The organism is Roseomonas indoligenes (genome assembly GCF_017813365.1).
Classification (GTDB): Bacteria; Pseudomonadota; Alphaproteobacteria; order Acetobacterales; family Acetobacteraceae; genus Roseomonas; species Roseomonas indoligenes.
In genome coordinates this window covers 322,247-347,246 of record NZ_JAGIZA010000001.1, presented here as the reverse complement: position 1 = coordinate 347,246, position 25,000 = coordinate 322,247, and the positions used below count along the sequence as shown (strand labels likewise).

Here is a 25,000-nt window from a genome sequence, read left to right as displayed (position 1 = left end):
CCCCCTGAGGAGTACAGCACACCATGAACAGGGCACCGGTTCGCGTGGCCGTCGTCGGGGTGGGCAATTGCGCTTCCTCCTTCGTGCAGGGCCTCGCCTATTATCGCGACGCAGCCTCGAACGAGCCCGTCCCCGGGCTGATGAACGTCGAGCTCGGCGGCTACCACGTCCGCGACATCCAGATCGCGGCCGCCTTCGACGTGAACGCGAAGAAGGTCGGGCGCGACGTGGCGGAGGCCATCCTGGCCGAGCCGAACAACACCCAGATTTTCGCCGAGGTCCCGCACACCGGCGTGACGGTGCGGCGCGGCCCGACGCTGGACGGCATCGGCCGCTATCTCAGCGCCGAGATCACCGAATCGGACGAGCCCGTGGCGGATGTGGCCGCGGTGCTGGAGGAGGCCGGGGCGGAGGTGCTCGTCTCCTACCTGCCCGTCGGCTCGCAGAAGGCCACCGAGTTCTACGCGGAGCAGGCGCTGAAGGCCGGCTGCGCCTTCGTGAACTGCATCCCCGTTTTCGTCGCCTCCAACCCGGACTGGCAGCGCCGCTTCGAGGCGCGCGGCCTGCCCATCATCGGGGACGACATCAAGAGCCAGGTGGGCGCCACCATCGTCCACCGCGTGCTGGCCAACCTGTTCAAGGACCGCGGCGTGCGGCTGGACCGCACCTATCAGCTGAACTTCGGCGGCAACTCCGACTTCCTGAACATGCTTGAGCGCGAGCGGCTGGAATCGAAGAAGATCTCCAAGACCCAGGCCGTGACGAGCCAGTTCGACGTGCCCCTGCCGGCGGAGAACGTGCATGTCGGCCCGAGCGACCACGTGCCCTGGCTCACGGACCGCAAGTGGGCGCAGATCCGGCTGGAAGGAACGGGCTTCGGCGGCATGCCGCTGAACCTGGAGCTGAAGCTGGAGGTGTGGGATTCCCCGAACTCCGCCGGCGTGGTGATCGATGCCGTGCGCTGCGCCCGGATCGGGCTGGACCGCGGGATGGGCGGCGCGCTGATCGGCCCCTCCTCCTACTTCATGAAGTCCCCGCCTCAGCAGTTCGACGACGGCGAGGCCCGAGCCCGCGTGATGCGCTTCGTGGCCGGCGAGGGCTAGGCGGGGGCGTGGCGGCCACGCTCTTCCTGCTGCGCCACGCGGCGCATGACCGCGTGGGCAGCACCCTCTGCGGCCGGATGCCCGGCGTGATCCTCGGCGAGACGGGCCGCGCCCAGGCGGCGGCCCTGGCCGGCCATCTGGCACGCGCGGGGATCGGGGCGGTCCACTCCAGCCCGATGGAGCGCGCGCAGGAGACGGCCGCGCCGGTCGCGGCGCGGCTTGGGCTGGAGACGCGCACGGACGAGGCCTTCACGGAGATCGACTTCGGCGCCTGGACCGGCCGCAGCTTCGAATCCCTGCAGGGCGACCCGGACTGGACCCGCTGGAACGCGCATCGCGCCACCGCGGGCACGCCGGGCGGCGAGACCATGGCCGCGGCGCAGCGGCGCGCCGTGGCCGGCGCGGAACGGCTGCGCGCCGAAAACCCGGAAGGCCGCTTTGCCGTGGTCAGCCATGCCGACGTCATCAAGGCCGTGCTCGCGCATTTCCTTCGCATGAGCCTGGACGACATCCATCGATTCGAGATCGCCCCCGCCTCCGTCAGCGCGCTGGCGCTGTGGGAGGGGGACGGAAAGGTATTGAGCATGAACGAGGTGGTGCCCGCATGAGGATCGCCTTCTACGGATCGAGCCTCCTCTCCTCCTACTGGAACGGGGCGGCCACCTATTACCGGGGCATGCTGCGTGACCTCGCAGCGCGCGGCCACCACGTGACGTTCTACGAGCCGGACGCCTTCGACCGGCAGAAGAACCGCGACATCGAGCCGCCGGAATGGGCCGACGTGCGCGTCTACGACGCCACCGAGAACGCGCTGCGCGAGGTGATGGCGGAGGCCGCGCGCGCCGATGTGGTGGTGAAGGCCAGCGGCGTCGGCGTCTTCGACGACGAGCTGATCGCGGGCGTGATGAAGGCCGCCCGCCCGGACGCGATCCGCATCTTCTGGGACGTGGACGCGCCCGCGACCCTGGCGGAGATTACGCCGGCCCCGGACCATGCCCTGCGCCGCGCCCTTCCGGGGCTGGACTACGTCCTGACCTATGGCGGCGGCCCGCCCGTTATCGCGGCCTATGAAGCCCTCGGCGCCCGTCGCTGCATTCCAATTTACAACGCGCTGGACCCGGAGACGCACCACCCCGTCCCCGCCGAGCCGCGCTTCGCGGGCGACCTGAACTTCCTCGCCAACCGCCTACCGGATCGCGAGGCGCGGGTGGAGCAGTTCTTCCTGGATGCCGCCGCGCGCCTGCCGGACCGCAAGTTCCTGCTGGGCGGCAACGGCTGGCACGACAAGCCCATGCCGTCGAACGTGCGGCAGATCGGCCATGTCGGCACCCGCGACCACAACGCCTTCAACACCTCCTCCATCTCCGTGCTGAACGTAGCGCGGGACAGCATGGCGCAGGTCGGCTACTCCCCGGCCACCCGTGTCTTCGAGGCGGCCGGTGCCGGCGCCTGCCTCATCACCGATGCCTGGGTCGGCCTCGATCTCTTCCTGAAGGAGGGTGAGGAGGTGCTGGTGGCGCGGGACGGCGCCGACGTGGCCGAGCACGTCCGCACTCTCACGCCCGAGCGCGCGAAGGCGATCGGCGAGGCGGCGCGGGCCCGCATCCTGGCCGGACACACCTATGCCCGCCGTGGCGCCGAGGTGGACGCGCTGCTGCGCCGCACCGCCGCCGAGAAGCGGAGCGCGGCATGAGCGCCCCGCTGCGGCTGGTGGTTCTCGGCCTCAGCCTTTCCTCCTCCTGGGGCAACGGCCACGCCACCACCTTCCGCGCCCTGCTCCGCGCCTTCGCCGCGCGCGGGCACGACATCCTGTTCCTGGAGCGCGACGTGCCCTGGTACGCGCAGCACCGCGACATGCCGGCTCCGGATTTCTGCCGCCTCGCCCTCTACCCCGACCTCGCCGCGCTGGAATCCTGGCGCCCCGCCATCGCCGGGGCGGATGCGGTGATCGTCGGCTCCTACGTGCCGGAAGGCGTGGCGGTCGGGCGCATGGTGCAGGCCACGGCCCGCGGGGCCACCGCCTTCTACGACATCGACACGCCCGTGACCCTTGCGAAGCTCGAGCGCGGGGACGAAGAGTATCTCTCCCCCGCCCTCATCCCCGGCTACGATGTCTATCTCTCCTTCACCGGCGGCCCCACGCTGCAGCGGCTGGAGCGGCAGTACGGCTCCCCTGCCGCGCGGCAGCTCTACTGCTCCGTGGACGAGGCGGCCTATCAGCCGCTGAACCTGCCGCCGCGCTGGGACCTGAGCTATCTCGGCACCTACAGCCCGGACCGCCAGCCCACGCTGGAGCGGCTGCTGATCGAGCCCGCCCGCCGCGCGCCGGAGCTGCGCTTCGCCGTCGCCGGCCCGCAATACCCCGCCGGGATCGACTGGCCCGCCAATGTCGAGCGCATCGAGCATGTCCCGCCCGCCGATCACCCCGAATTCTACGCGAGCAGCCGCTTCACCCTGAACGTCACCCGCGCCGACATGATCCGCGCGGGCTACAGCCCCAGCGTGCGCCTGTTTGAGACCGGCGCCTGCGGCGTTCCCATCATCTCCGACACCTGGGACGGCATCGACACGCTGCTCCAGCCCGGCACCGAGATCCTGCTGGCCGAAGGTGCGGAGGAGGTGCTGCACGCCCTCCGCGACATGCCCGAGGACCGCCGCCGGGCCATGGGCCAGGCCCTGCGCGCCCGGGTGCTGGACGAGCACACCGCATCCCACCGCGCGGCGGAGCTGGAAGGGCACCTGCGGGAAGCGATCGCCCGGCGGGTGGAGGAGCGCGTCGCCTCCTGAGGCGGGCGCGATGATCGTCTACGGCGACGGGCCCCGGCACGAGGACCCGCGCGCCAAGCTGGCGGCCCTTGCGGCTGCCCTGCGGGACCTGCCGGCGCAGCCCCCCAGGCTGGCGCGCCACGCCGCCCTGATCGGCGCCCTGATCGAGGCAGGGGAGCTCGCCCAGGCCCTGGCCGACGCCGGTTTCGCCGAACGCGGCCTCGACGCCCCCTCTCCCGCCGAAGCCGCCGCCATGGCCCTGCTGATGGCGGTGGCGAAAAGTGCCTGGCTGTCCTGGCAATCCGGCTTCACGCGGATCGATTCCGTGCCGGAGGCAGAGGTCGCTACCCTGGCAGCCCACCCCTTGCCGGAGTCCGTCGAGCCCCGGCGCGCCGAGGGCTTTGCCTACTACGCGCTCTATCCCGAGGCTTACGGCCTGGCCGCGGCCGCCCTGCCCCCCTCGCCGCGGGTGATCGGCCTGCGGTCCATCGGCACGCCACTGGCCGCGATGGTGGCCGCCGCGCGCGGCACCGCAGCGCCGGTGACGGTGCGCCCCGTGGGCCACCCTTTCCGGCGCGAACTGGCCCTGGATCCGGGCCTGGTCGCCGCCCTTCTGGCCGGTGATGACATCTCCTACGCCGTTGTCGACGAGGGACCAGGCCTTTCCGGCAGCAGCTTCGGCGCGGCGATGAACTTCCTCCAGGAGGGCGGCGTGGACCTCACCCGCATCCACCTCCTTCCCGGCCATGGCGGCGCACCGGGCCCCGAGGCGGGGGAGGCCGCGCGGGCGCGCTGGGACCGCGTGGCGCGCCACCCCGCCTCCTTCGAGAACCTCCTGCTGGACGGCGCGCGCGCGGAGCATCGGCTGGAGGAATGGGCCGCCGCTCTTCTCGGTCCCGCCGAGGCGCCGATGGAGGAGATCTCCGGCGGCGCCTGGCGCGCCCGCCGCTTTCCGTCGGAAGCCGACTGGCCGCCCATCCACCCCTTCATGGAACGGCGCAAGTTCCTGTTCCCCGCGCAGGGCAGCACCTGGCTGCTCAAATTCGCTGGGCTCGGCCGCCACGGGGAAGCCGCGGCGGCCCGCGCCCGCCACCTGCACGCGGCCGGCTTCACGCCGCAACCCGCCGGCCTGCTCCACGGCTTCCTGGTGGAGCGCTGGATGGAGGAGGCCCGCCCCCTCGACCCCGGCCGGGCGGATCGCCCCGCGCTGCTGGCCCATCTCGGCCGCTACCTCGGCTTCCGCGCCCGCAGCATGCCGGCGGAGGCGGGCGCGGGTGCGGAGATGCTCCTCGCCATGGCCCGGCAGAACGCGGGCGAAGCCCTGGGCGAAGCCGCCGCGGCCCGGCTGGACCGGTGGAAGCCGCACCTCCCCGCCCTGGATTCCGCCACGCGGCGGGTCTGGACGGACAACCGCCTGCATGCCTGGGAATGGCTCGTCCTGCCGAACGGCCGGTTGCTGAAGGCCGATGCCGTCGACCATGCTGCGGCGCATGACCTGATCGGGGCGCAGGACATCGCCTGGGACTTGGCCGGCGCCGCATCGGAACTGGGCCTGACCGCCCCCGAGAGGGAGGCACTGGCCGCATCAGTGGGCCGGGAGGCAGGCCGGGCGGTGGACCCTTCCCTGCTGACCTTCCTGACGCCCTGCTATCTCGCCTTCCAACTCGGCTATCACGCCATGGCCGCCGATGCGCTGGGCTGGAACCCAACGGAGGCAGGCCGTGCCCGCACCGCCGCAGCGCACTACGCGGAGGCTTTGGATCACGCCCTGAGGCACGGGTAGGGCGCCATCGCGGGAACCGCGCGACCCATCGCAAAACCGATGGCCCCCGGCCAAGCCACGCCTTCGCGATCCGCTCGATCGGCATCTCCGACGCGATCGGTTCCGCCACCACCACCGCAGCGCGGCAAGGACGTGCCGCACCGGGCCTACTTCCAGAACCCTCGAGTCCCGTGAGGGAACCCTTTCGATTTGGTGGCGTTGCCGCCCTGACCACTCCAGGAGGAACGGATGAACGATCCACACCGGGCGGGCTTCCGCACCACCGCCCTGCTCTCCATCGGAACCGTCATCCTGGCCGGGCTTTCAGCCTGTGCGCCGGCGGGACCGGGCCCTTACCAGCAGCAGGCGAACTACGCAGGCTACGCCTGCCAGCAGGGCAACCCGCAGGCCTGCCAGGACTACCAGGCCCTTGCCCCCGCCGCGAATGCGGAGGCCGCCCAGGCGCAGCAGAACGCCGTGGTGGGAACCGCCGTGGCGGCCGGCGTGGTGGGCGCGGTCGCCGGCGCGGCCATCGCGAGCAGTTCGCGGCGCGGCTACCGGAACCGCGGCTACTACCGGGGTGGCGGTGGCTACTACCGCGGCGGCCCGCGGTACCACCACCGCTACTAGCGCGGCGGGCTACACCAGCCCGGTGCGGCCCATTTCCAGGAACTTCTCCCGGCGCCGCGCCCGCAGCGTGGCGCCGTCGAGGGCAAGCAGAGGCTCCAGGCACGCCTCGATCCGGTCGCCCACCGTGGCAACCATGCCCGCGGGCTCGCGCTGGGCCCCGCCCATCGGCTCCGGCACCACGCTGTCCACGAGGTTCAGGCGCTTCAGGTCCTCGGCCGTAAGCCGCAGCGCCTCGGCCGCCGTCGCGGCCTGGGCCGCGTCGCGCCACAGGATGCTCGCGCAGCCTTCGGGGCTGATCACGCTGTAGATGGAGTGCTCCAGCATCAGCACCCGGTCGGCGGAGGCGATGGCGATGGCGCCGCCCGAGCCGCCCTCCCCGATGATGGTGGCGATGAAGGGCACCGGCGCCTCCAGCCCCGCCTCGATGGAGCGCGCGATGGCCTCCGCCTGCCCGCGCGCCTCCGCCTCCACGCCCGGGAAGGCGCCGGCCGTGTCCACGAAGGTGAGGATGGGCAGGTTGAAGCGCCCGGCCAGCTCGATCAGGCGGCGGGCCTTGCGGTAGCCCTCCGGGCGTGGGCTGCCGAAGTTGTGCTGGATCCGGCTCTCGGTATCCGTGCCCTTCTCGATCCCCAGCACCATCACGTTGCGGCCGCGGAAACGGCCGAGGCCGCCGACCATGGCCTGGTCGTCCGCGAAGGCGCGGTCCCCCGCCAGCGGCGTGAAGTCCTCGATCAGCCCGGCGATATAGGCCAGGCATTTCGGCCGGTCCGGGTGCCGCGCCACCTGGGCCTTCTGCCAGGGGGTGAGCTTGGCGTAGGTGGCCGCCAGCAGCTTCTCGGCCTTGTCGCGCAGCTTGCCGATCTCGTCGGCCACGTCGATGCCGCCGGCATCCGTGGTGCGACGCAGCTCCTCGATCTGGCCTTCCAGCTCGGCAAGGGGTTTCTCGAAGTCGAGGAAGTGGCGCATCCAGGGGTCCCGTCCGAGGGCGCGGCGGGATTAGCGCAGGGTGGCACGGGGGGGAAGGCCCGGTGCCCTTTCCCATCCCCCGGCTGTCACGGATGCAGCTTCAAACCCTTGGTCGCCTTGTCCACATCCTTCCGCGGCCCGCGCAGCGCCAGGCCCACCAGGTCCGGCGCCTCCGCCGGCTCCGCCCGGAAGACCTCGCGGTTTGCCGCGTCATGGCCGGTGGCGAACATGGGGCGGACATAGGCGGCGCGGGTCAGGTTCCGCTCGATCCCCTGCCGCCAGGCCCGCAACAGCCCCGCCGTATCGGCGGCGAAGACCAGCATCGGCTGGCCCAGCAGCCGCGCGTGCTGCCGCCCGGCCGCGTCCTCATAGGGCTCCCCCATCGCCTCCGGTGCCGCCGCCGCGATGCCGGTGGCCAGGAAGGCCGTCACGTTCAGCTTCTGCCACACCGCCAAATCCTCCAGCACGAGGATCGCCACCTTCGTCTCGAACTGCACGCCGCTGTCCTCCATCCCGGGCGGGCATGTCAGCCAGGGCCGGCGCCCCTGTCTGGAACGCCCGTGCGCAGGACGCGGAAGGCCGCAGGCGTCAGGCCATAGGCCCGGCGGAAGCGGCGGCCGAGATGGCTCTGGTCCGCGAAGCCGCACTCCGCCGCCACCGCCGCCGGCCGCTCCCCCGCTGCCAGCAGCCGCCGCGCCCGCAGCAGGCGGGTCTGCAGCAGATAGGCGTGGGGCGAGGTGCCGTAGGCTGCCCGGAAGGCGCGGGCGAGCTGGAAGCGGTCCGCCGCCCCCGCGGCCCGGGCCAGGGCGTCAGCGCCGGGGTCGCGGGCGGGATCGTCCTGCAGCCGCTCCCGCGCTCGGCGGGCCACGGCGTCGTCCCGCCGGGCGGGTCCTAGGCGGGCAGGCCGGGCGAGATGCGGGCGCAGCCCGTGCAGCACCGCGTCCAGCGCCGCGTCGCGCGCCAGGCGCTCGGCCGGTTCCTCCATGGCCAAGCAGGCGGCCCGGATGGCCTCGCCCAACGGGGCATCGTCCGTCAGGCTCGCGGCGAAGCCGGGATCGCCCGCCGCGTCGGCCAGGGCGCCGCGCAGCCAGGGCCGCGGCAGGTAGAGCATCCGATAGGCGAAGCCGCCCTCGGCACCGGCCTGCCCGTCATGGGCCTCCTCAGGCTCGATCAGGATCACCCGGCCCGGCGTGCTGCGCCTTCTCACCCCGCGGCAGAGGAAATCCTGCACGCCCCGGTCGGTCACGCCCACCAGCCACTCGTCGTGCCGGTGCAGGTCGTAGGCATGGGCGGCGAAGCGGGCCCGGATGGCCTCGATGCCCGTCTCCGGGTCACGGGTCAGCTGGACCTGGTCGGGCGGCGCCGGAGAAGCGGAGGTGGTCACGGCCCGGCAGGATAACCGCGATCGGGCCTGCGGCGTCAGCCCCCGCGCGCCAGCGGATGATGCTCCTCCACCAGCGCGCGCAGCCGCTCCTCCAGCACCTGGGTGTAGATCTGGGTGGTGGCGATGTCCGCATGGCCCAGCAGCACCTGCAGGCTCCGCAGGTCCGCCCCCCGCCCCAGCAGGTGGGAGGCAAAGGAGTGCCGCAGCACGTGGGGGGAGACGCGCTCCGGGTCGATCCCAGCCGCCAGGGCCGCCTCCCGCAGCAGGTTGTTCAGCGTCTGCCGGGTCAGGTGCCCGGACGCCCCGCGGGAGGGGAACAACCAGCGCGATCCCTCCGGCGCACCCGCCCGGGCGGCCAGCGCCGCCTCCCGCGCGCGGGCGCTGATCGGCACCAGCCGCTCCTTCCCGCCCTTGCCCCGCACCGTCACCAGCGGGCTGTCCGCCCGCATCGCGGCCAGCGGCAGCTCCACCAGCTCGCTCGCGCGCAGGCCGGAGCAGTAGAGAAGCTCGCAGACCGCGACCGCCAGCGGCGCCCGCCGCTCCGGCAGCGCTCCGGCGGCGGCGATCAGCGCCTCCACCTCCGCCTCTCGCAGTGGGCGGGGCAGGAGGGCGGGCTTGCGCGGGCTGTCCAGCGCCTCGGTCGGATCGTCCGCCCGCACGCCCTCCCGCGCCAGGAAGCGGTGGAACTGGCGCAGGGCGGAAAGGCGGCGCGCGGCGGTGCGGGGGGAAAGCCCGGCATCCGTCAGCCCGGTGACGTAGCGGCGCAGCGTCTCCGCGCTCATCGCCCCCGGCGTCTCACCGGCCTTGCGGGCGGCGAAGCCGGCGGCGTCCTCCAGATCGGCCTGATAAGCGGCCAGCGTGTTGCGCGCGGCCCCGCGCTCGGCCGCGAGCATCTCCAGGAAGGCCTCGACGTGCCGGTCCATGCCGCCGGCCGGGTCGCTAGCGCGTGCCGAAGCGCTCGTTCGGCAGCACGCGCTCGACCGGCTGCTGCGACACGCCGGGCGGGAAGGCGCCGACGGCCAGCAGCGCCGCGATCAGCGCGCCGATCAGCAACAGCACGAGGAGCAGAAGGGGGCGTCGGAACATCAGTTGATCGGCTTCCCCAAGGTGCGGCGATCCGGTGGTGCGCCACCCGGAGGACGCGGCGGCGGGGGTGTGCTAGCGTTGCGCGCCGTGTCACGCAACCTCGCCGATCCCCTCGTTTCCCACCCGGCCCGCCCAGAGGCTCCGGGCTTGGCCGCCGAAGCGCCCCCCATCCCTGCCCCGCCCGCCCCGCCCGGCCGGAGCATCGTGCTCGTCGGCATGCCCGGCGCCGGGAAATCCGCCGTGGGCCGCCGCCTGGCCGCGCGCCTGGGCCTGCCCTTCCTGGACGCGGACACGGAGATCGAGAACGCCGCCGGCCTGACCGTGGCCGAGATCTTCGCTCGCTACGGGGAGGCGCATTTCCGCGACGGCGAGCGCCGGGTCATCGCCCGCATCGCGGCCGGCCCGCCCGTGGTGCTCGCCACCGGTGGCGGTGCCTATGTCGATCCCCGCACCCGCCGGGTGCTGCGGGAAGCAGGGGCCGTCACCCTCTGGCTGCGGGCCGACATTCCCGTGCTGAAGCGGCGCATCGCCGGGCGCAGCAACCGCCCCCTCTTCATCGGGCGGGACCCGGAGGAGGTTCTGCAGGGCCTGATCAACGCCCGGTATCCCTTCTACGCGGAAGCCGACCTGGCCATCGACTGCGGCGAGGACACGCCGGAGGTGACGACGATCCGGGCGGAGCGCGCGATCGGCGGCTGGCAGCGCCCGGCGCGCCTGCCCGTCGCCCTCTCCGCGAACCCCTATGAGGTGGTGGTCGGCACCGGCCTCCTCGCCCGGGCCGGCGGGCTGCTGTCCCCCCACCTCCCCTCCCGCCGCGTCGCAGTCGTCTCGGACGCCTCGGTCGCCGCCCTGCACCTGCCCACCCTGCGCGCTGGGCTGGAGGAGGGCGGCTTCGACATCCGTGCGGAGGTCACGGTGCCGCCCGGCGAGGGCTCCAAGCGGATGGGGATGCTGGAGGAGGTGCTGGAGCAGGTCCTCGCCGCCGGCGCGGACCGCAGCACCACCGTCATCGCCCTCGGCGGCGGCGTGGTGGGCGACCTGGCGGGTTTCGCCGCCGCCGTCGCCCTGCGCGGCCTGCCCTTCGTGCAGATCCCCACCACACTGCTCGCCCAGGTGGACAGCTCCGTCGGCGGCAAGACCGGGGTGAACCTGCGCACCGGCAAGAACCTGGCCGGCGCCTTCCACCAGCCCCGCATCGTGCTGGCCGATACCGGCACCCTCGCCACCCTGCCCGCGCGGGAGCTGCGTGCGGGATGGGGCGAGGTGGCGAAGCACGGGTTGCTGCAAGGCCCGCTTTGGGAGTGGTGCGAGGCCTGCGGCCCCGCCGCCATGGCCGGCGACCCGGAGGCGCTGCGCCACGCCGTGCTGGAATCCTGCCGCCTGAAGGCCGGCGTGGTGGCGGCGGACGAGTTCGAGACGGCGAAGGACGGCGGCCGCGCCCTGCTGAACCTCGGCCACACCTTCGCCCATGCCCTGGAAGCGGAGTGCGGCTACGACGGCACCCTGCTGCACGGGGAGGCGGTAGCGGTGGGCCTCGGCCTCGCCGCCGCCCTCTCCGCGCGCCTCGGCCACTGCGCCCAGGAATGGCCGGGCCGGGTGATGGAGCACCTGGCCGCCGTGGGCCTTCCTGCCCGCATCGGCGACCTGCCCCGGAGCTTCTCCGCCGAGGCCCTGATCGGGCGCATGCGGAAGGACAAGAAGGTGCGGGACGGCACCATGCGCTTCGTGCTGCTGCGCGGCGCGGGGGAAGCCTTCACCACCGCCGAAGTCCCGCCCGAGGCGGTGGAGGCGCTGCTGCGGGACGAGGGCGCGGCCTGACGCGGCCCTGGTCCCCCGCGGGGTGGAGGCCTATGTTGCGACGCATCATGCCGCTCTCAGCCCCTGCCGACCGGGAACCCCTGCACCGGCGCGCCATCACCATGCACGGATACCGGCGTGCCGACGGGCTCTTCGACATCGAGGGGCACCTGGAGGACACGAAGAGCTACACTTTCTCCGGCCTGGACCGCGGCACGATCGAGCCCGGCGAGCCGCTGCACGGGATGTGGCTGCGCCTGACGGTGGACGAGGACCTGACGATCACCGCCTGCGAGGCGTCGACCGACTTCTCCCCCTACGCCATCTGCCCGAATGCCGCGCCGAACTTCGCGGCGCTGGCGGGGATCCGCATCGGCCCCGGCTTCACCCGCGCGGTGAAGGAGCGCGTGGGCGGCTCCGCCGGCTGCACCCACCTCCGGGAGATGCTCGCCCAGATGGCGACCGTGGCCTTCCAGACCATCTACCCGGTTCGCCGCCGCAAGGAAGCGGAGAGCCCGGAGGCGGCGGAGGCCGCCCGGAACCGGATGATCGGCACCTGCCTGGCCTATGCGCCGGACAGCCCGATCCTCGCGCGGCGTTTCGGACCGGGCTGACCTAGCCGCCGGGCTTCCGGCGCAGGTCCGAAAGCGCCCGGCCCGGCGCCATCGCCCGGAGCACAGGCAGGAACGGCCAGCCGAGGCCCCCGATCCGCCGAAGCCAGAGGGCCCGCCCCGCCCGGTGCTGGCCGCGCCGGGCCATCTGCCCCAGCCCCTCCGCCTCCGCGCGGCGAAAGCTTTCCATTGCCTCCTCCGGCGCGCCGAGGGCGAGCAGGGCGTTGCCGCGGATCTGGTAGGGCCGCCCGGCCGGCAGGTCCCGCAGGAGGAGAAGCCGCGCCCGCAGCGCCTCGGCCGCCCCGGGCGGGCCACCTCGCGCCCGGAACTCGGCGGCGGCCTGACCCAGCGCGTCCACCTCCTCCGTCGCGCTCATGCCCGCCCGCCGCGCCGCGTCCAGCAGCGCCTCGCCCGCGGCCACGCGGCCCTGGCCCAGCCGCACGGCCCCGAGCACGCCACGGGAGGCGGGAAGATCCTGGCGCCGGGCGCGCAGCAGGCGTCGGAAGCCCGGCAGGTCCTCCGCCATCAAGGCCCGCAGCGCCGCCTCCAGCACCTCCTGCCCGGCCAGGAGGCGGATGGTGCCGTGCCAGGTCCCGCGGATCGGGATGGGCCGCAGCCCCGGCTGCGCCATCAGGGCCATGTTGGCCGCGTCATCCCCGTGCATCGGGTCGTAGACCGCCCAGCTCACCGGCGGCGCGTCGCCCGGCCGCACCCGCATGTCCCGGTGCAGGGCGCGGCGGAAGAACTCCCGGTGTCGGTGGTCTCCCGGCAGGTCCGCCGGCGCGATGGAGGCTTGCGGCGACAGGGCGAGGGCGTGGCTGAGACCGAGCCGCCGCCCGTATCGGAGCGCGGCGTAACCGCCCATGCTGAAGCCGTAGCCGATCACGACCGGCCCCAGGCGGCCGCGCAGGGCATGGGACGCTGCCTCCACGGAGGCGGCGGGATACCAGTTCGGCCGCCGGGCGACGAAGCCGAAACCCGGCCAGCCCATCCGCCCCAACACCTCGGAGCCCCAGAAGCCATCCGGCCCCGGCCGCTCCTGCGCGTCGCCGAAGGTGACTACGGTGGGCTGCGCCGGATCGCCGGGCAGGGCGCGCAGGACCAGCTCTGCGTCCTCGAACAGCGTCTCGGACAGGGCGGCGCTCCGTCAGGCCTCGCCCGGCGCCCGCAGCTCGAGCGCGAGCGCGTGCATCCCTCCGCCGAACTCGTCCGCCAGCGCGGCATGCACGGCGCGGGACCGGGCGAGCCGCGTCATCCCCGCGAAGCCCGGCGCGACGACCCGCACGGAGTAGTGCGTCTCCCCCTCCGGTCGCGCCCCGGCATGGCCGGCATGGCGGTGACTGTCGTCCTGTACGGCCACCTCCGCCCCAGGGAAGGCATGGAGGAGGGTGGCGCGGAGGCGCTCGGCGCGGTTGCTCATTGAATAGTGCTCATTCAAGGGGATTTTCCATGCCTTAAGGGCGTATGGGAAGGGACGTTTCGTGCCTTGCCGGGGCGGGCATCCGCGCTCATAAGGTCCACATCATGGCCCGACGCGGCAGCGCACCACTCCGATCCACCGTCCCCCCCGGCAGCTCCGCCCGGAGCTGCGAGGCTCCCGGTTGCGAAGCCCCCGGCGAGTTCCGGGCGCCGCGCGACCGCTCACGCCTGCGGGACTACTACCACTTCTGCCTTGAGCACGTGCGGGCCTACAACCAGGCCTGGGATTTCTACCGCGGCATGAGCGCGGACGAGATCGAACAGAACCTGCGTGAGGATTCCGGCTGGCAGCGCCCGACCTGGCCCCTGGGCAGGTTGGGTGGCCAGGCCCATATCGGTCCGGAAGGGCTGCGCGACCCGCTCGGCCTCTTCGCCGATACCAAGCCGACGCCGAAGAAGACCGCGAGGGAAGCGCCGCCGGAGCTGCGCGCCGCCCTCGACGTTCTCGGCCTCGGTTGGCCGATCGACGAGGACGGGCTCCGCGCCCGCTACAAGGACCTCGCCAAGCGCTACCACCCGGACGCGAATGGCGGCGACAAATCCTCCGAGGAGCGGTTGAAGGACATCAACCGCGCCTACAGCCTCATCCGCAAGCGTCTCGCCACGCTTGCACCGCAGCCGAGCCAGGCGGCCTGAGACCGAAAGGCCTGCCGCCCATCACCCTTCCACGGAACCGGATCCGCCCATGAGCAACGTCGCCAGCATCTCCGAGAGCCGTTCGACGGCCACGATCGACATGCCCGATACGAAGCTGTCCGTGCGCGAGGTCTTCGGGATCGAGAGCGACCTGACAGTGCCGGGCTACTCCGCCCGCACCGAGCACGTGCCGGAGATCGACCCCACCTACAAGTTCGACCGCGACACCACCCTCGCTATCCTCGCGGGCTTCGCCTTCAACCGCCGCGTGATGGTCCAGGGCTATCACGGCACCGGCAAGTCCACCCATATCGAGCAGGTGGCGGCCCGCCTGAACTGGCCCTGCCTGCGCGTGAACCTGGACAGCCACATCAGCCGCATCGACCTGATCGGCAAGGACGCCATCGTCCTGAAGGATGGCAAGCAGGTCACCGAGTTCCGCGAGGGCATCCTTCCCTGGGCCCTGCAGCACCCCTGCGCCATGGTCTTCGACGAGTACGACGCCGGCCGCCCGGACGTGATGTTCGTCATCCAGCGCGTGCTGGAGGTCGAGGGCAAGCTGACCCTGCTGGACCAGAACCGCGTCATCCGCCCCCACCCGGGCTTCCGCCTCTTCGCCACCGCCAACACGGTGGGCCTGGGCGACACGACCGGCCTGTACCACGGCACTCAGCAGATCAATCAGGGCCAGATGGACCGCTGGAACATCGTGGCCACCCTGAACTACCTGCCGCACGCGCAGGAGACGTCGATTGTCGCCGCCAAGATGGGCGTGGCCGACAACGACGCGAAGGGCCGCAAGCAGATCGAGGCGATGGTGGCCCTGGCCGACCTGACCCGCGCGGGCTTCATCGCCGGCGACATCTCCACCGTCATGTCGCCGCGCACCGTCATCACCTGGGCGGAGAACGCGAAGATCTTCGGCGACGTGGGCTTCGCCTTCCGCCTCTCCTTCCTCAATAAGTGCGACGAGGCGGAGCGGTCCACGGTGGCCGAGTACTACCAGCGCTGCTTCAACGAGGAGATCCCCACGGGTCTCTACGTGAAGCGGTAATCCCGCCGTGGCGGCGCGTTTCCTGCTCCACCACGCGCCCAATTCCCGCTCCGCCGGCAGCCTCTGGCTGCTGGAGGAGGCGGGGGCGGGTTATGAGCTGTCCTGGCACAGCATCGACGGCGCGACCCACAAGGCTCCCGACTACCTGGCCCTGAACCCGGCCGGAAAGCTGCCCGCCCTGGTGGACCATGGCCCGCAGGGCGACTGGGAGGGCGTGGTGGTGACGGAAGCCGCCGCCATCGCCGCCTATGTCGCGGATGCCCTGCCGGCTTCCTCCCTCGCGCCGGCCATCGGCACGCCGGATCGCGCGGCCTATGCCTTCTGGATGGCCTATGGCCCCGGCGTGCTGGAGCCAGCCATGGCCGATGCCGCCTTTCCCCGCGCCAAGGAAGCGCCTGCCCGGGCGCTCGGCTGGCCGCCCTTCCCCGAGGCCGTCGCCCGGGTGGAAGCCGCGCTGGAGACCGGCCCCTGGCTCTGCGGGGCCGGGTTCACGGCCGCCGACGTGCAGATCGGCGGCCTGCTCGCCTGGGTGGTACAGTGGGGCCTGCTGAAACCTGGCCCGGCGATCGCCCGCTATCTTTCCGCTATCGAGGCCCGCCCCGCGCGGCAGGCCGCCACTCGCAAGGGAGCCGCGCCCGAGCGGCAAGCATCATGAGCGGCAGCAACAAGGACACCACCCGGCAGGAAGAGTTCAAGCGGGCCACCGCCGGCGCCATCCGTGCCATGGCCCGTTCCTCCGAGGTGCAGGTCGCCTTCCAGCCTGGCCCCTCCGGCCTGGCCGGCAAGCGCGCCCGCCTGCCCCTGCCCACCCGCGCCCTGCCGCCCACCGAGATGGCGAAGCTGCGCGGCGCCGCCGATTCCGTGGCCCTGAAGCTGCGCCATCACGACGAGGCCACCCACGCCGCCCGCACCCCCGGCCGCCGCGAGGCGAAGGAGGTTTTCGACGCGCTGGAGCAGGCCCGCGTGGAGGCGATCGGCGGCCGCCAGATGGCCGGCGTCGCCGCCAACCTCCGCGCCCGCCACGCCGAGCAGGCGGAGGCGGAAGGCTACGACCGCATGACCCGCAAGGACCAGCTGCCGCTGACCGCCGCGCTGTCCCTGCTGGCGCGGGAGAAGCTGACCGGCGAGGCCGTGCCGGAGGCCGCCCGCCGCGTGGCCGACCTGTGGCGCGATACCCTCGGCCCGCGGGCCGACGAGGCCCTGTCGGAGATGGCGGGGAATGCCGAGGACCAGGAGGCCTTCGCCCGCGCCGCCCGCCGGCTGCTGGCCGCCCTGGACCTCGCCGAGGCCGAGGCGGAGGCCGAGAGCGAGGAATCCCAGGACCAGGAGGACGAGGGCAGCGAGACCTCCGGCGCCCAGGACCAGTCGGGCGAGGGCGAGAGCAAGCCCCAGGAATCCGAGAGCCTGATGGGCGCCCAGCCCGAGCAGACCGAGGGCCAGGCCGGCGAGGAGGAGGCCGGCGAGGACGAGGAGGATGACGGCGCCGCCGCCGAGGGTGAGGACCGCCCGGGTGGCCCGCAGCAGCGCAAGGAAGTGCCCGTCACCGACGACGCCTCCCTCTACCGCGCCTATACCCGCCAGTTCGACGAGGAGGTCTCGGCCGACGACCTCTGCGACCCGGAGGAGCTGGCGCGGCTGCGGCAGCAGCTGGACCAGCAGCTCTCCCATCTGCAGGGCGTCGTCTCCAAGCTCGCCAACCGCCTCCAGCGGCGCCTCCTCGCGCAGCAGCAGCGCGCCTGGGAGTTCGACCTGGAGGAGGGGATGCTGGACGTGGCCCGCCTCGCCCGCATCGTCGCCTCCCCCACCCACTCGCTCACCTACAAGCGGGAGCGGGAAGCGGATTTCCGCGACACCGTGGTGACGCTGCTGATCGACAATTCCGGTTCCATGCGCGGCCGGCCGATCACCGTGGCGGCCATGTGCTGCGACATCCTCGCCCGCACGCTGGAGCGCTGCGCGGTGAAGGTGGAGATCCTGGGCTTCACCACCCGCGCCTGGAAGGGTGGCCAGTCGCGCGAGCGCTGGGTGCAGGACGGCAAGCCCCGCAACCCCGGCCGCCTGAACGACCTGCGCCACGTGGTCTACAAGGCCGCCGACGCGCCCTGGCGCCGGGCGCGCAAGAACCTCGGCCTGATGCTGCGCGAGGGGCTGCTGAAGGAGAACATCGACGGCGAGGCGCTGGACTGGGCCTACAAGCGCATCCTGGCCCGCCCGGAGAAGCGCCGTATCCTGATGGTGATCTCGGACGGCGCGCCGGTGGATGACAGCACCCTCTCCGTGAACCCCGGCAACTACCTGGAACGGCACCTGCGCAAGGTGATCCACGACATCGAGGGCCGGGACATCGTGGAGCTGATCGCCATCGGCATCGGCCACGACGTGACCCGCTACTACCGCCGCGCCGTCACCATCGTGGACGCCGAGGAGCTGGGCGGCACCATGATGAAGAAGCTGGCGGAGCTGTTCGACGAGGACGCCGCCACCGCCTGGCAGCGCGCCGCGGCCGAACGGGCCCCGGTGATGGTGTGACCTCCAGCCCCCTCCGGGGGCTGAGGCAGAGGCGGCTCGGGCGGCGCGCAGCTCTGGCCGCGCTGACCGGCGCCGCGGCCTGCGCGGGGCGTCCCGGGCTGGTGGGCTACCCCGTCCCCATGCCGGACGAGCCCCTGCCCGCGGAGCGCGCCGACCTGCCGCTGCGCCCGCTGGGCGTGCTGTCGATCGACACCGACCAGTTGGGCGCCTACGGGCTCTCCGCCCTGCATGTCGGTCCGGACCTGACCCTCACCACCATCTCCGACCGCGGCCGCTGGGCCCAGGCCCAACTCGTGCTGGCTGCGGACGGCGTGCCGCTGGGACTGGAGGCGCCGCGCTCGGGCCCGCTGCGCGACGTGGCGGGACGCCCCCTGCCGCGCGACCTGGCCAGCGATGCGGAGAGCCTCGCCCGCCTGCCGGACGGCAGCTGGCTGATCGGCTTCGAGCGGGAGCACCGGATCTGGCGCTACCACAGCCTGGATTCGGCAGCCGTGCCCGTGGGCGTCCCACCCGGCATCGAGGACGCGCCCGCCAACGGCTCGCTGGAATCGATCGGCGTGCTGGCGGATGGGCGCTGGCTCGTCATTGCGGAGGCCCTGGCATCGCGGGATGACCCCTTTACCCGCCAGGCCTGGATCGGCGGGCCGGGTCGCTGGCACTCCTTCGCCTATCGCCCGCGGGACTGGCACAACCCAAGCGACCTCTGCCCCCTGCCCGACGGCGGCGCGCTGGTGCTGGAACGCCATTTCGGCTGGACCGAGGGCTTCAGCGGCAGCATCGCCCGCATCGCATCCATCCCGGCCGTCCCTACCATCCTGCGGGGCGAGGTGGTGGCCCGGCTGGAGCCTCCCCTGCCCAGCGACAACTGGGAGGGGATCAGCGCCTTCCGCCATAACGGGCGGGGCCTCGTCGCCGTCATCTCGGACGACAACCAGATGTTCCCCCTGCAGCGCACGCTGCTGATGGTGCTGGGCTGGGCCGATCAGCCGGCCAGCTGATCCTCCAGCACCCGCGCCCGGGGCAGGGTCAGCCAGGTGCGGGCACCGATCCCCGGCGTCGCCTCCAGCGTCAGTTCCCCGCCATGGGCGCGCATCAGCTCTCGCGCGGCGGAAAGGCCGAGGGAGAGGCCCCGCGTTCCCTCACCGCCCGACAGGTCTTCCCGCGGCAGGCCAGCGCCCTCGTCCTCGATCACCAGGGCCACCGTCTCCGCCGCGCGGACGAGACGCAGCGCGATCCGGTCCCCCGTCCGGGTCTCCCGCGCCGCCCGGGCCAGGGACTGGCCGAGCACGCGCCGCAGGGCACGGCGATCCGCCAGCACGGTCAGCGCCTCGGCCTCCGGCGCCACCTGCCAATGGCGCGCGCCCTCACCGAGGGAGAGGGTGATGCTCCCCACCGCCTCCCGCAGCAGGGGCCCAAGGGGCAGGCGCCCCTCCTTCAGGCTGCGCGGTCCAGGGTTGGCGGCGAGGTGGTCCGCCACATCGTCCGCCAGGGTCAGCAACCGGCGCCCCTCCCCCTCGACCGCGGCGGCGATGTCCGCCGGGATTCGGCCCGCGAGGCCGAGCACAGCCAGCCCGGAGGCCTCCAGTTCCCGCGCTACAAGGCCGAGGGTGCGTCCCCCGGCATCCAGCCGCAGCATCGCCTGCGCCTCCCGCGCCTCGGCACCCCGGGCGCGCTCCAGGAAGCGCCAGGCCAGGGCGAGAGGGAGGGCGGCGCCGGCCGCCAGGATCAGGGGAAAGGTCTCCATGCCGGCAGGCTGGCATGGCGGGCCTGCACGCCGGTTAACGCGCCCGGTGCTGGCAGGCGTCAGACATGACAACGGCGCGAGGGAGGTCCCCCGCGCCGCAGAACGTCATGCCATCAGAGGCCGGTTCGCCTCAGGCAGCGGCCTTCTTCGCCTGCGCCTTCTCGATGCGGCGCTTCAGCACCTTCGCCTCGACCGTCAGCGCGCGATCCGGCGTGCCGAGCAGGAAGGAGTCCAGGCCGCCATTGTGCTCCACCGTGCGGATGCCGCGGGTGGAGAGGCGGATCTGGATGGAGGTGCCCAGCACGTCCGAGAAGAAGGAGGTGTGCTGGAGATTCGGCAGGAAGCGCCGGCGGGTCTTGTTGTTGGCGTGGCTGACGTTGTTGCCCGTCAGGACGCCCTTGCCGGTGATGCCGCAGCGGCGGGACATGGTGGAAACCCCTGGGTCTTCAGGCCGCGCGGCCATGCGCGAGGGCACGGGGCACGGGTTGATGGTTCTGATACGAGGGGCGCCGTATGACGGCCGGGCGCCCAGGAGTCAAGTCAGGAGACCGGCTTCTCCGCCCGCATGGCCTGCAGTTCCCCGCTTTCGACGGAGTTGAGGGCGCTGCGGAGAACGTTGGCGATGGCCTTGTCGTCCATCTCCCGCGCCATCAGCCCCAGCGCGCCACCCAGCAGGGCGGAGGCAACGGAGATCGGGGCGATGCCCTGCTCGATCATGTATTCGATGGCCTTGTCGGTCACCGAGCCGGCGTGGCTCAGGTCTTCCGGGGCCATTCCCGTCGGGTCCAGGGACATCCCGGGCACTCCTGTCAAATGTTGCCCCCAGATGGTCAGCGCGGGGCGGAAGAGAAAGACCCGGGCGGTATAACCGCCCCGGCCCGTGGGAAAAGAGGCCGCTGCGGGGCCGCGCTTCGCCTCAGCCCGGGGCGGGCACCGGCGCGGCGTCCTCCCGCGTGGCTGCCGCCGCCTCGGCGAGCGCCACGGCCTGGGCCTGGCGGCGCCACATGCCGGCATAGATGCCCTCGGCCGCCACCAGCTCGGCATGGGTCCCGCGCTCGGCGATCCGGCCATCGGCCAGCACGATGATCTCGTCCGCCTCCACCACGGTGGAGAGGCGGTGGGCGATCACCAGCGTCGTCCGGCCCCGCGCCACGCCGCGCAGGGCGGACTGGATCTCCTGCTCCGTCCGGGTGTCCAGCGCGCTCGTCGCCTCGTCCAGGATGAGGATGCGCGGGTCCTTCAGGATGGTGCGGGCGATGGCCACGCGCTGCTTCTCGCCGCCCGAAAGCTTCAGCCCGCGCTCGCCGACCCGGGTGGCATAGCCCTCCGGCAGGCGCAGGACGAAGTCGTGGACCTGGGCGAGCTTTGCGGCAGCCTCGATCTCCTCCTGGCTGGCGCCGGGGCGGCCATAAGCGATGTTGTAGCCGATGCTGTCGTTGAACAGCACGGTGTCCTGCGGCACCACGCCGATCGCCCCCCGCACGCTCTCCTGCGTCACGTCGCGGATGTCGGCGCCGTCGATGGTGATGCGGCCGCCCCACACGTCGTAGAATCGGAACATCAAGCGGGAGATGGTGGACTTGCCCGCGCCCGTCGGCCCGACGATGGCCAGCATCTTGCCCGGCGGCACGGCGAAGCTCACCCCGTGCAGGATCTCGCGGTTCCGGCCATAGCCGAAGCGCACATCCTCGAATCGCACCTCGCCGCGGCCGGGCGGCAGGGCGGGGGCATCCGGGCGGTCGGACACCTCGCGCGCCTCCCGCATCAGGGTGAACATGGCCTCCATGTCCACCAGCCCCTGCTTCATCTCCCGATAGACGAAGCCCAGGAAGTTCAGCGGCAGGTAAAGCTGGATGAGGTAGGTGTTCACCAGCACGAAGTCGCCCACCGTCATGGTGCCGCCCGCGACACCCTGCGCCGCCATCAGCATCACGGCCGTGAGGCCCGCGGCGATGATCGCCGCCTGGCCGATGTTCAGCCAGTTCAGCGAGACCTCGGACTGGATGTAGGACCGCTCGTAGCGCGAGAGGGAGGCGTCGTAGCGCCGCTCCTCGTGCCGCTCGTTCCCGAAATACTTCACCGTCTCGTAGTTCAGCAGGCTGTCGATGGCCCGCGTGTTCGCCTCCTGGTCCGTCTCGTTCATCTTCCGGCGGAACTGCAGGCGCCAGTTGGTGAAGACAAGGGTGAACGCGACGTAGAGCGCGATGGTGCCGAGCGTGACGGCGGCGAAAGAGAAGCTGAACATCCGCCACAGGATCGCCGCGACCAGCAGGATCTCCACGATCGTGGGGATGATGTTGAACAGCATGAAGTCGAGGACGAAGTTGATCCCCCGCGTCCCCCGCTCGATCACGCGGGAGAGGCCGCCGGTCTGCCGGTCCAGGTGGAAGCGCAGGGACAGCGCGTGCATGTGAGTGAAGACCTGCAGCGCGATCCGCCGCCCGGCGCGGGCCTGCACCTTGGTGAAGACCGCGTCCCGCAGCTCCCCGAAGGCCGAGGAGGCGATTCGCAGGAGGCCGTAGCCGATCACCAGCGCCACCGGCACAGCCAGCACCGCCCCGGCCGTCACCGCGCCGGTGGCCGTCCCCTGTCCCAGATGCGGCGTCAGCGCATCGACCGCCCGGGCATAGGCCATGGGCACGAAGATATTGGCGACCTTCGCCGCCAGCAGCAGCACGAGGGCGACAACGACGCGGGCGCGCAGCCCCGTCTCTCCCTTCGGCCAGAGATAGGGCGCAAGGCTCTTCAGCGTCTGCCAGGTGCCGCGCGGCGCGATCGGCGTCGGCTGAGGGGTGGGCGGGGCCATGGTATCGGGCACGCGGGAACTCCGGGGCGCGGGCCGCGGGGCGGGGTCGGGCGGCCCCCAGGCTTGCACCTGAAAGGGCCGGCGGCGCGCCGAGGCGGTCCGGTATGGGGGTGCCAGCCGGTCAGGGCGGCGTTCGGAAGGGGAGATGGGGCCTTCCAGCGCCGGGCGCCAGCCGCGATGGCGCATGCGGGGGTGCCGGAAGGCGCGGGGCAGGGCAGGATGGCGCCATGAACCCCTTCACCCGGCACATCGCGGCCTGCAACAACATCCCCTCCCCTGCCGGCTACCTGCCCTTCCGGATCGGGGAGGAGCAGGTGGGCTGGCTGGAGCCGGACGCCGCCCGCGCCCTCACCTTCCTGCCGAAGCTCGTCCATTTCGGGCCGGAGGGCGTCTCCCTCGCCACCGGGCTGCGGGGCGTGGCGGCCCGCAGCGGCGCGATGGCAGAGATCGCCCGCACCCTGGCCAAGTCCGGGTTCGGGCGAATCCGCGGGGAGGAGTTCGACGTGCGGGCCCATCCCGCAGGCCCGGTGCTGGCGACCGTGGACCGCGGCGTGCTGCCGGCCATGGGCATCACGAGCCAGGGGGTTCATGTGAACGGGCTGGTCCGCCGGCCGGACGGGCTGCACCTCTGGGTGGGATGGCGGTCCAGGGACAAGGCGGTGGCGCCGGGGCAGATGGACAACGTGGTCGCGGGCGGCATCCCAGCCGGGCTGGATCCGGCGCGCTGCCTGGCGAAGGAGGCGGAGGAGGAGGCCTCCCTTCCCGCGAAGCTGGCGGTGCAGGCCCGCTCCGTCGGCCGCGTCTCCTACGTGATGCGGACCGACGAGGGAATGCGGCGCGACCTGCTGCACATCTTCGACCTCGACATGCCGGAGGACGTGATCCCGAAGCCGAATGACGACGAGGTGGAACGCTTCGAGCTCTGGCCCATCGGACGCGTGCTGGAGGCGGTGCGGGACACGGACGACGTGAAGTTCAACGTGAACCTCGTCCTGATCGACCTCTTCATCCGGGAAGGGCTGCTGGAAGACCCGGACGGGGCGATGCGGGCGGGGCTGGACCAGCTCGCCTGAGGATTACAGGGCGATCAGGGCACGCGCCGCTTCGGCCAGCGAGGGCGCCTGGATGTCCGGGGCCTGCATCACCGGCGGGAAGGGCACCTCGGCCGTGACATAGGCTGTGGTCAGCCCGGCCGCCTTGGCGCCGTTCACGTCCCAGGGGTGGACGGCGACGAGCGCCACGGCACCCGCCTGTACCCCGGCGACCTCGACAGCGCGCTCGTAGACCTCGCGCCGGGGCTTGAAGAGCTTCACCTCCTCCACCGAGACGACATGGGCGACAAGGTCCTGCAAACCCGCGCCCTCCAGCAGGCCGCGGGTGGAAGCGGCGGCGCCGTTGCTCAGTGCCATGACCCGCATCCCCGCCCGCGCGATCTCGCCGAAAGCCGCCCGCGCATCCGGCCTCGGGGGCAGGGCCTTCATGCGCGCCATCAGAAGCGCCCTGGTCTCGGGCGGGGCGGAGAGGCCCTGCTGGGCCAGCACCCCGTCCAGCGCCGCGGCCAGGATCTCGGGGAAGGGCCGGAACTGCCCGACGGCGGAGATGGCGAAAGCGTCGCGCAATGCGGCGGCGAACCAGCCCTCCAGCCCGGCGGGCGGCAGGCCCATCTCGACGATGGTCGGGCGCAGCGGATCGAGCGGGAAGACGGTCCCGATCATGTCGAAGGCCACCACCTCCGGCCGCTTCGGCCCGCCCAGTCCCAGCATGCCCCGTCTCCATCAGGCGATGACAGGGGAACGCGCCGCATGGGCCTTGGTCGCCCTCAGACGTGCTGCCCGCCGTTGATGTGGATCTCCGCCCCGTTCACGTAGGAGGAGGCGGGCGAGCAGAGGAACAGGATCGTCTCCGCCACTTCCTCCGCCGTGCCCAGCCGCCGCATGGGGATCTGCCGTTCCACGATCTCCTCCGTCCCGGCGGACAGGATGGCGGTGTCGATCTCCCCGGGCGCAATGGCGTTCACGCGGATGCCGTGGGCACCGAACTCGTAGGCCAGCTCCCGCGTCAGCGCCGCCAGCGCGGCCTTGGAGCAGGCATAGGCGGCGCCGGCGAAGGGGTGCACGCGCGACCCCACGATCGAGGTGACGTTCACGATGCTGCCGCCCCCCGCCTTCAGCTCGGGGAAGAGCCCCTGTGCCAGGGCGGCGGTGGAGAAGAGGTTCACGTTGAACACGCTGGTCCAGACCTCGTGATCCGTGTCCAGCGCACCCAACCGCGCCCCGCCCTCCCCCTTCGGCGAGATGCCGGCATTGTTCACCAGCGCGTGCAGCTTCCCCTCGGGCAGGCGGGACCGGACATCCTCGATCATCGCCCGCACCTGGGCGGGGTCGGACAGGTCGGCCTGGATATGCCCCCAGCGCGCGCCGGGCCAGCGGCACTCCTCGGAGAAGGGCTGGCGGGAGACGGTGAGGATCCGCCACCCCTCTCCCTGGAAGCGCTTCACCGTGGCGTGGCCGATGCCGCGGCTGGCACCGGTCAGCAGCATGATCCTGGCGCTCATCACGGGTTCTCCGGCGGGGTCGGCCCGTCATGCGACGGCCCGGCGCCCCCGCGCAAGCGGCGGCATTGCGGCGCAACGGACGGGGGGCGGGGC

General features: G+C 72.6%; 27 protein-coding genes. 14 read left to right on the top strand and 13 right to left on the bottom strand.

Going from position 1 to position 25,000, the window contains the following annotated elements:
* Positions 1-23: 23 nt before the first annotated feature.
* The 6 genes from J5Y10_RS01580 (at position 24) to J5Y10_RS01555 (ending at position 6,261) form a co-directional block, all read left to right on the top strand.
* A complete protein-coding gene (locus J5Y10_RS01580) occupies positions 24-1,103 on the top strand; it encodes an inositol-3-phosphate synthase (protein WP_209369919.1) in 1,080 nt (359 codons plus the stop codon).
* Positions 1,104-1,111: 8 nt separating this feature from the next.
* Positions 1,112-1,711, top strand: a complete 600-nt coding sequence (locus tag J5Y10_RS01575) for a histidine phosphatase family protein (RefSeq protein ID WP_209369918.1) — start codon at positions 1,112-1,114, stop codon at positions 1,709-1,711.
* Positions 1,708-2,796 (top strand): CgeB family protein, encoded by a 1,089-nt coding sequence (locus J5Y10_RS01570; protein WP_209369917.1) that lies wholly within the window; start codon positions 1,708-1,710, stop codon positions 2,794-2,796. Before J5Y10_RS01575 ends, J5Y10_RS01570 begins: the two co-directional genes overlap by 4 nt.
* On the top strand, positions 2,793-3,890 hold the full coding sequence (locus tag J5Y10_RS01565) for a CgeB family protein (RefSeq protein ID WP_245214187.1): 1,098 nt from the start codon (positions 2,793-2,795) through the stop codon (positions 3,888-3,890). The genes J5Y10_RS01570 and J5Y10_RS01565 overlap by 4 nt, the downstream gene beginning before the upstream one ends.
* A 10-nt stretch (positions 3,891-3,900) precedes the next feature.
* Positions 3,901-5,652, top strand: a complete 1,752-nt coding sequence (locus J5Y10_RS01560; RefSeq protein ID WP_209369916.1) for a hypothetical protein — start codon at positions 3,901-3,903, stop codon at positions 5,650-5,652.
* Positions 5,653-5,880: 228 nt separating this feature from the next.
* Positions 5,881-6,261: a hypothetical protein gene (locus J5Y10_RS01555; RefSeq protein ID WP_209369915.1), complete on the top strand. Its 381-nt coding sequence runs from the start codon at positions 5,881-5,883 to the stop codon at positions 6,259-6,261.
* 9 nt (positions 6,262-6,270) lie between these two features.
* Here J5Y10_RS01555 and J5Y10_RS01550 read toward each other — a convergent pair whose 3' ends face one another.
* The 5 genes from J5Y10_RS01550 to J5Y10_RS01530 all read right to left on the bottom strand — a co-directional run bounded on the left by J5Y10_RS01550 (position 6,271) and on the right by J5Y10_RS01530 (position 9,697).
* Positions 6,271-7,227: an acetyl-CoA carboxylase carboxyltransferase subunit alpha gene (locus tag J5Y10_RS01550; protein ID WP_209369914.1), complete on the bottom strand. Its 957-nt coding sequence runs from the start codon at positions 7,225-7,227 to the stop codon at positions 6,271-6,273.
* 86 nt (positions 7,228-7,313) lie between these two features.
* On the bottom strand, positions 7,314-7,724 hold the full coding sequence (locus J5Y10_RS01545) for a DUF2000 family protein (protein ID WP_209369913.1): 411 nt from the start codon (positions 7,722-7,724) through the stop codon (positions 7,314-7,316).
* A gap of 29 nt (positions 7,725-7,753) precedes the next feature.
* Positions 7,754-8,611, bottom strand: a complete 858-nt coding sequence (locus J5Y10_RS01540; protein ID WP_209369912.1) for an AraC family transcriptional regulator — start codon at positions 8,609-8,611, stop codon at positions 7,754-7,756.
* Positions 8,612-8,646: 35 nt separating this feature from the next.
* A complete protein-coding gene (locus J5Y10_RS01535; RefSeq protein WP_209369911.1) occupies positions 8,647-9,534 on the bottom strand; it encodes a tyrosine recombinase in 888 nt (295 codons plus the stop codon).
* A 16-nt stretch (positions 9,535-9,550) separates the two neighbouring features.
* Positions 9,551-9,697, bottom strand: coding sequence for a hypothetical protein (locus tag J5Y10_RS01530; RefSeq protein WP_209369910.1), 147 nt, complete (start codon positions 9,695-9,697; stop codon positions 9,551-9,553).
* 147 nt (positions 9,698-9,844) lie between these two features.
* Here J5Y10_RS01530 and aroB point away from each other — a divergent pair, with 147 nt between their 5' ends.
* Both aroB and J5Y10_RS01520 read left to right on the top strand, forming a co-directional pair.
* Entirely contained in the window at positions 9,845-11,515 is a 1,671-nt protein-coding gene (aroB, locus tag J5Y10_RS01525) for a 3-dehydroquinate synthase (RefSeq protein ID WP_245214186.1), read from the top strand.
* 32 nt (positions 11,516-11,547) lie between these two features.
* On the top strand, positions 11,548-12,108 hold the full coding sequence (locus J5Y10_RS01520) for a DUF2889 domain-containing protein (RefSeq protein ID WP_245214184.1): 561 nt from the start codon (positions 11,548-11,550) through the stop codon (positions 12,106-12,108).
* A gap of 1 nt (position 12,109) precedes the next feature.
* Here the strand turns inward: J5Y10_RS01520 and J5Y10_RS01515 are convergent, their stop codons facing one another.
* Both J5Y10_RS01515 and J5Y10_RS01510 read right to left on the bottom strand, forming a co-directional pair.
* Positions 12,110-13,096 (bottom strand): alpha/beta hydrolase, encoded by a 987-nt coding sequence (locus J5Y10_RS01515; protein ID WP_209369909.1) that lies wholly within the window; start codon positions 13,094-13,096, stop codon positions 12,110-12,112.
* A 156-nt stretch (positions 13,097-13,252) separates the two neighbouring features.
* Positions 13,253-13,525: a BolA family protein gene (locus tag J5Y10_RS01510; RefSeq protein WP_209369908.1), complete on the bottom strand. Its 273-nt coding sequence runs from the start codon at positions 13,523-13,525 to the stop codon at positions 13,253-13,255.
* A gap of 104 nt (positions 13,526-13,629) precedes the next feature.
* Here J5Y10_RS01510 and J5Y10_RS01505 point away from each other — a divergent pair, with 104 nt between their 5' ends.
* Genes J5Y10_RS01505 through J5Y10_RS01485 form a run of 5 tightly spaced genes read left to right on the top strand, consistent with a single transcriptional unit; the run spans position 13,630 to position 18,801 of the window.
* Entirely contained in the window at positions 13,630-14,220 is a 591-nt protein-coding gene (locus J5Y10_RS01505; protein ID WP_209369907.1) for a J domain-containing protein, read from the top strand.
* 49 nt (positions 14,221-14,269) lie between these two features.
* Positions 14,270-15,274 carry a cobaltochelatase subunit CobS gene (gene cobS / locus J5Y10_RS01500; RefSeq protein ID WP_209369906.1) on the top strand — a complete coding sequence of 335 codons (1,005 nt, stop codon included), beginning with the start codon at positions 14,270-14,272 and terminating at the stop codon, positions 15,272-15,274.
* A gap of 7 nt (positions 15,275-15,281) precedes the next feature.
* The gene (locus J5Y10_RS01495; protein WP_209369905.1) at positions 15,282-15,929 is read left to right on the top strand and encodes a glutathione S-transferase family protein; all 648 of its coding nucleotides are present in this window, start codon (positions 15,282-15,284) and stop codon (positions 15,927-15,929) included.
* Positions 15,926-17,803 (top strand): cobaltochelatase subunit CobT, encoded by a 1,878-nt coding sequence (cobT, locus tag J5Y10_RS01490; protein ID WP_209369904.1) that lies wholly within the window; start codon positions 15,926-15,928, stop codon positions 17,801-17,803. Before J5Y10_RS01495 ends, cobT begins: the two co-directional genes overlap by 4 nt.
* Entirely contained in the window at positions 17,800-18,801 is a 1,002-nt protein-coding gene (locus J5Y10_RS01485) for an esterase-like activity of phytase family protein (RefSeq protein WP_209369903.1), read from the top strand. The genes cobT and J5Y10_RS01485 overlap by 4 nt, the downstream gene beginning before the upstream one ends.
* On the opposite strand, the gene J5Y10_RS01480 is transcribed toward J5Y10_RS01485, so the two are convergent.
* The 4 genes from J5Y10_RS01480 to J5Y10_RS01465 form a co-directional block, all read right to left on the bottom strand.
* Positions 18,786-19,547: a sensor histidine kinase gene (locus J5Y10_RS01480; protein WP_209369902.1), complete on the bottom strand. Its 762-nt coding sequence runs from the start codon at positions 19,545-19,547 to the stop codon at positions 18,786-18,788. The genes J5Y10_RS01485 and J5Y10_RS01480 overlap by 16 nt on opposite strands.
* 130 nt (positions 19,548-19,677) lie before the next feature.
* Entirely contained in the window at positions 19,678-19,974 is a 297-nt protein-coding gene (rpmB, locus tag J5Y10_RS01475) for a 50S ribosomal protein L28 (RefSeq protein ID WP_209369901.1), read from the bottom strand.
* Between the two features lie 113 nt (positions 19,975-20,087).
* Complete coding sequence (locus J5Y10_RS01470; protein WP_209369900.1) at positions 20,088-20,342, bottom strand: hypothetical protein; 255 nt, start codon at positions 20,340-20,342, stop codon at positions 20,088-20,090.
* Between the two features lie 121 nt (positions 20,343-20,463).
* Positions 20,464-22,353: an ABCB family ABC transporter ATP-binding protein/permease gene (locus J5Y10_RS01465; RefSeq protein ID WP_209370295.1), complete on the bottom strand. Its 1,890-nt coding sequence runs from the start codon at positions 22,351-22,353 to the stop codon at positions 20,464-20,466.
* A 227-nt stretch (positions 22,354-22,580) separates the two neighbouring features.
* Between J5Y10_RS01465 and J5Y10_RS01460 the strand changes: the two genes are divergently transcribed.
* Positions 22,581-23,426: an NUDIX hydrolase gene (locus tag J5Y10_RS01460; RefSeq protein ID WP_209369899.1), complete on the top strand. Its 846-nt coding sequence runs from the start codon at positions 22,581-22,583 to the stop codon at positions 23,424-23,426.
* Positions 23,427-23,429: 3 nt separating this feature from the next.
* Here the strand turns inward: J5Y10_RS01460 and J5Y10_RS01455 are convergent, their stop codons facing one another.
* Together J5Y10_RS01455 and J5Y10_RS01450 are read right to left on the bottom strand one after the other, a co-directional pair.
* Positions 23,430-24,116 (bottom strand): haloacid dehalogenase type II, encoded by a 687-nt coding sequence (locus J5Y10_RS01455; protein ID WP_209369898.1) that lies wholly within the window; start codon positions 24,114-24,116, stop codon positions 23,430-23,432.
* A 56-nt stretch (positions 24,117-24,172) separates the two neighbouring features.
* Entirely contained in the window at positions 24,173-24,907 is a 735-nt protein-coding gene (locus tag J5Y10_RS01450; protein ID WP_209369897.1) for an SDR family NAD(P)-dependent oxidoreductase, read from the bottom strand.
* Positions 24,908-25,000: the final 93 nt, after the last annotated feature.

Bases quoted from the DNA above. Each gene is read 5' to 3' on its own strand.
- J5Y10_RS01450 (WP_209369897.1), bottom strand. From the start codon at position 24,907: ATGAGCGCCAGGATCATGCTGCTGACCGGTGCCAGCCGCGGCATCGGC.
- J5Y10_RS01560 (WP_209369916.1), top strand. From the start codon at position 3,901: ATGATCGTCTACGGCGACGGGCCCCGGCACGAGGACCCGCGCGCCAAG.
- J5Y10_RS01555 (WP_209369915.1), top strand. From the start codon at position 5,881: ATGAACGATCCACACCGGGCGGGCTTCCGCACCACCGCCCTGCTCTCC.
- J5Y10_RS01455 (WP_209369898.1), bottom strand. From the start codon at position 24,116: ATGCTGGGACTGGGCGGGCCGAAGCGGCCGGAGGTGGTGGCCTTCGAC.
- J5Y10_RS01550 (WP_209369914.1), bottom strand. From the start codon at position 7,227: ATGCGCCACTTCCTCGACTTCGAGAAACCCCTTGCCGAGCTGGAAGGC.
- J5Y10_RS01510 (WP_209369908.1), bottom strand. From the start codon at position 13,525: ATGAGCAACCGCGCCGAGCGCCTCCGCGCCACCCTCCTCCATGCCTTC.
- J5Y10_RS01565 (WP_245214187.1), top strand. From the start codon at position 2,793: ATGAGCGCCCCGCTGCGGCTGGTGGTTCTCGGCCTCAGCCTTTCCTCC.
- J5Y10_RS01535 (WP_209369911.1), bottom strand. From the start codon at position 9,534: ATGGACCGGCACGTCGAGGCCTTCCTGGAGATGCTCGCGGCCGAGCGC.
- cobS (WP_209369906.1), top strand. From the start codon at position 14,270: ATGAGCAACGTCGCCAGCATCTCCGAGAGCCGTTCGACGGCCACGATC.
- J5Y10_RS01460 (WP_209369899.1), top strand. From the start codon at position 22,581: ATGAACCCCTTCACCCGGCACATCGCGGCCTGCAACAACATCCCCTCC.
- J5Y10_RS01465 (WP_209370295.1), bottom strand. From the start codon at position 22,353: ATGGCCCCGCCCACCCCTCAGCCGACGCCGATCGCGCCGCGCGGCACC.
- J5Y10_RS01570 (WP_209369917.1), top strand. From the start codon at position 1,708: ATGAGGATCGCCTTCTACGGATCGAGCCTCCTCTCCTCCTACTGGAAC.
- rpmB (WP_209369901.1), bottom strand. From the start codon at position 19,974: ATGTCCCGCCGCTGCGGCATCACCGGCAAGGGCGTCCTGACGGGCAAC.
- J5Y10_RS01515 (WP_209369909.1), bottom strand. From the start codon at position 13,096: ATGGGCTGGCCGGGTTTCGGCTTCGTCGCCCGGCGGCCGAACTGGTAT.
- J5Y10_RS01520 (WP_245214184.1), top strand. From the start codon at position 11,548: ATGTTGCGACGCATCATGCCGCTCTCAGCCCCTGCCGACCGGGAACCC.
- J5Y10_RS01580 (WP_209369919.1), top strand. From the start codon at position 24: ATGAACAGGGCACCGGTTCGCGTGGCCGTCGTCGGGGTGGGCAATTGC.
- cobT (WP_209369904.1), top strand. From the start codon at position 15,926: ATGAGCGGCAGCAACAAGGACACCACCCGGCAGGAAGAGTTCAAGCGG.
- J5Y10_RS01480 (WP_209369902.1), bottom strand. From the start codon at position 19,547: ATGGAGACCTTTCCCCTGATCCTGGCGGCCGGCGCCGCCCTCCCTCTC.
- J5Y10_RS01470 (WP_209369900.1), bottom strand. From the start codon at position 20,342: ATGTCCCTGGACCCGACGGGAATGGCCCCGGAAGACCTGAGCCACGCC.
- J5Y10_RS01530 (WP_209369910.1), bottom strand. From the start codon at position 9,697: ATGTTCCGACGCCCCCTTCTGCTCCTCGTGCTGTTGCTGATCGGCGCG.
- J5Y10_RS01505 (WP_209369907.1), top strand. From the start codon at position 13,630: ATGGCCCGACGCGGCAGCGCACCACTCCGATCCACCGTCCCCCCCGGC.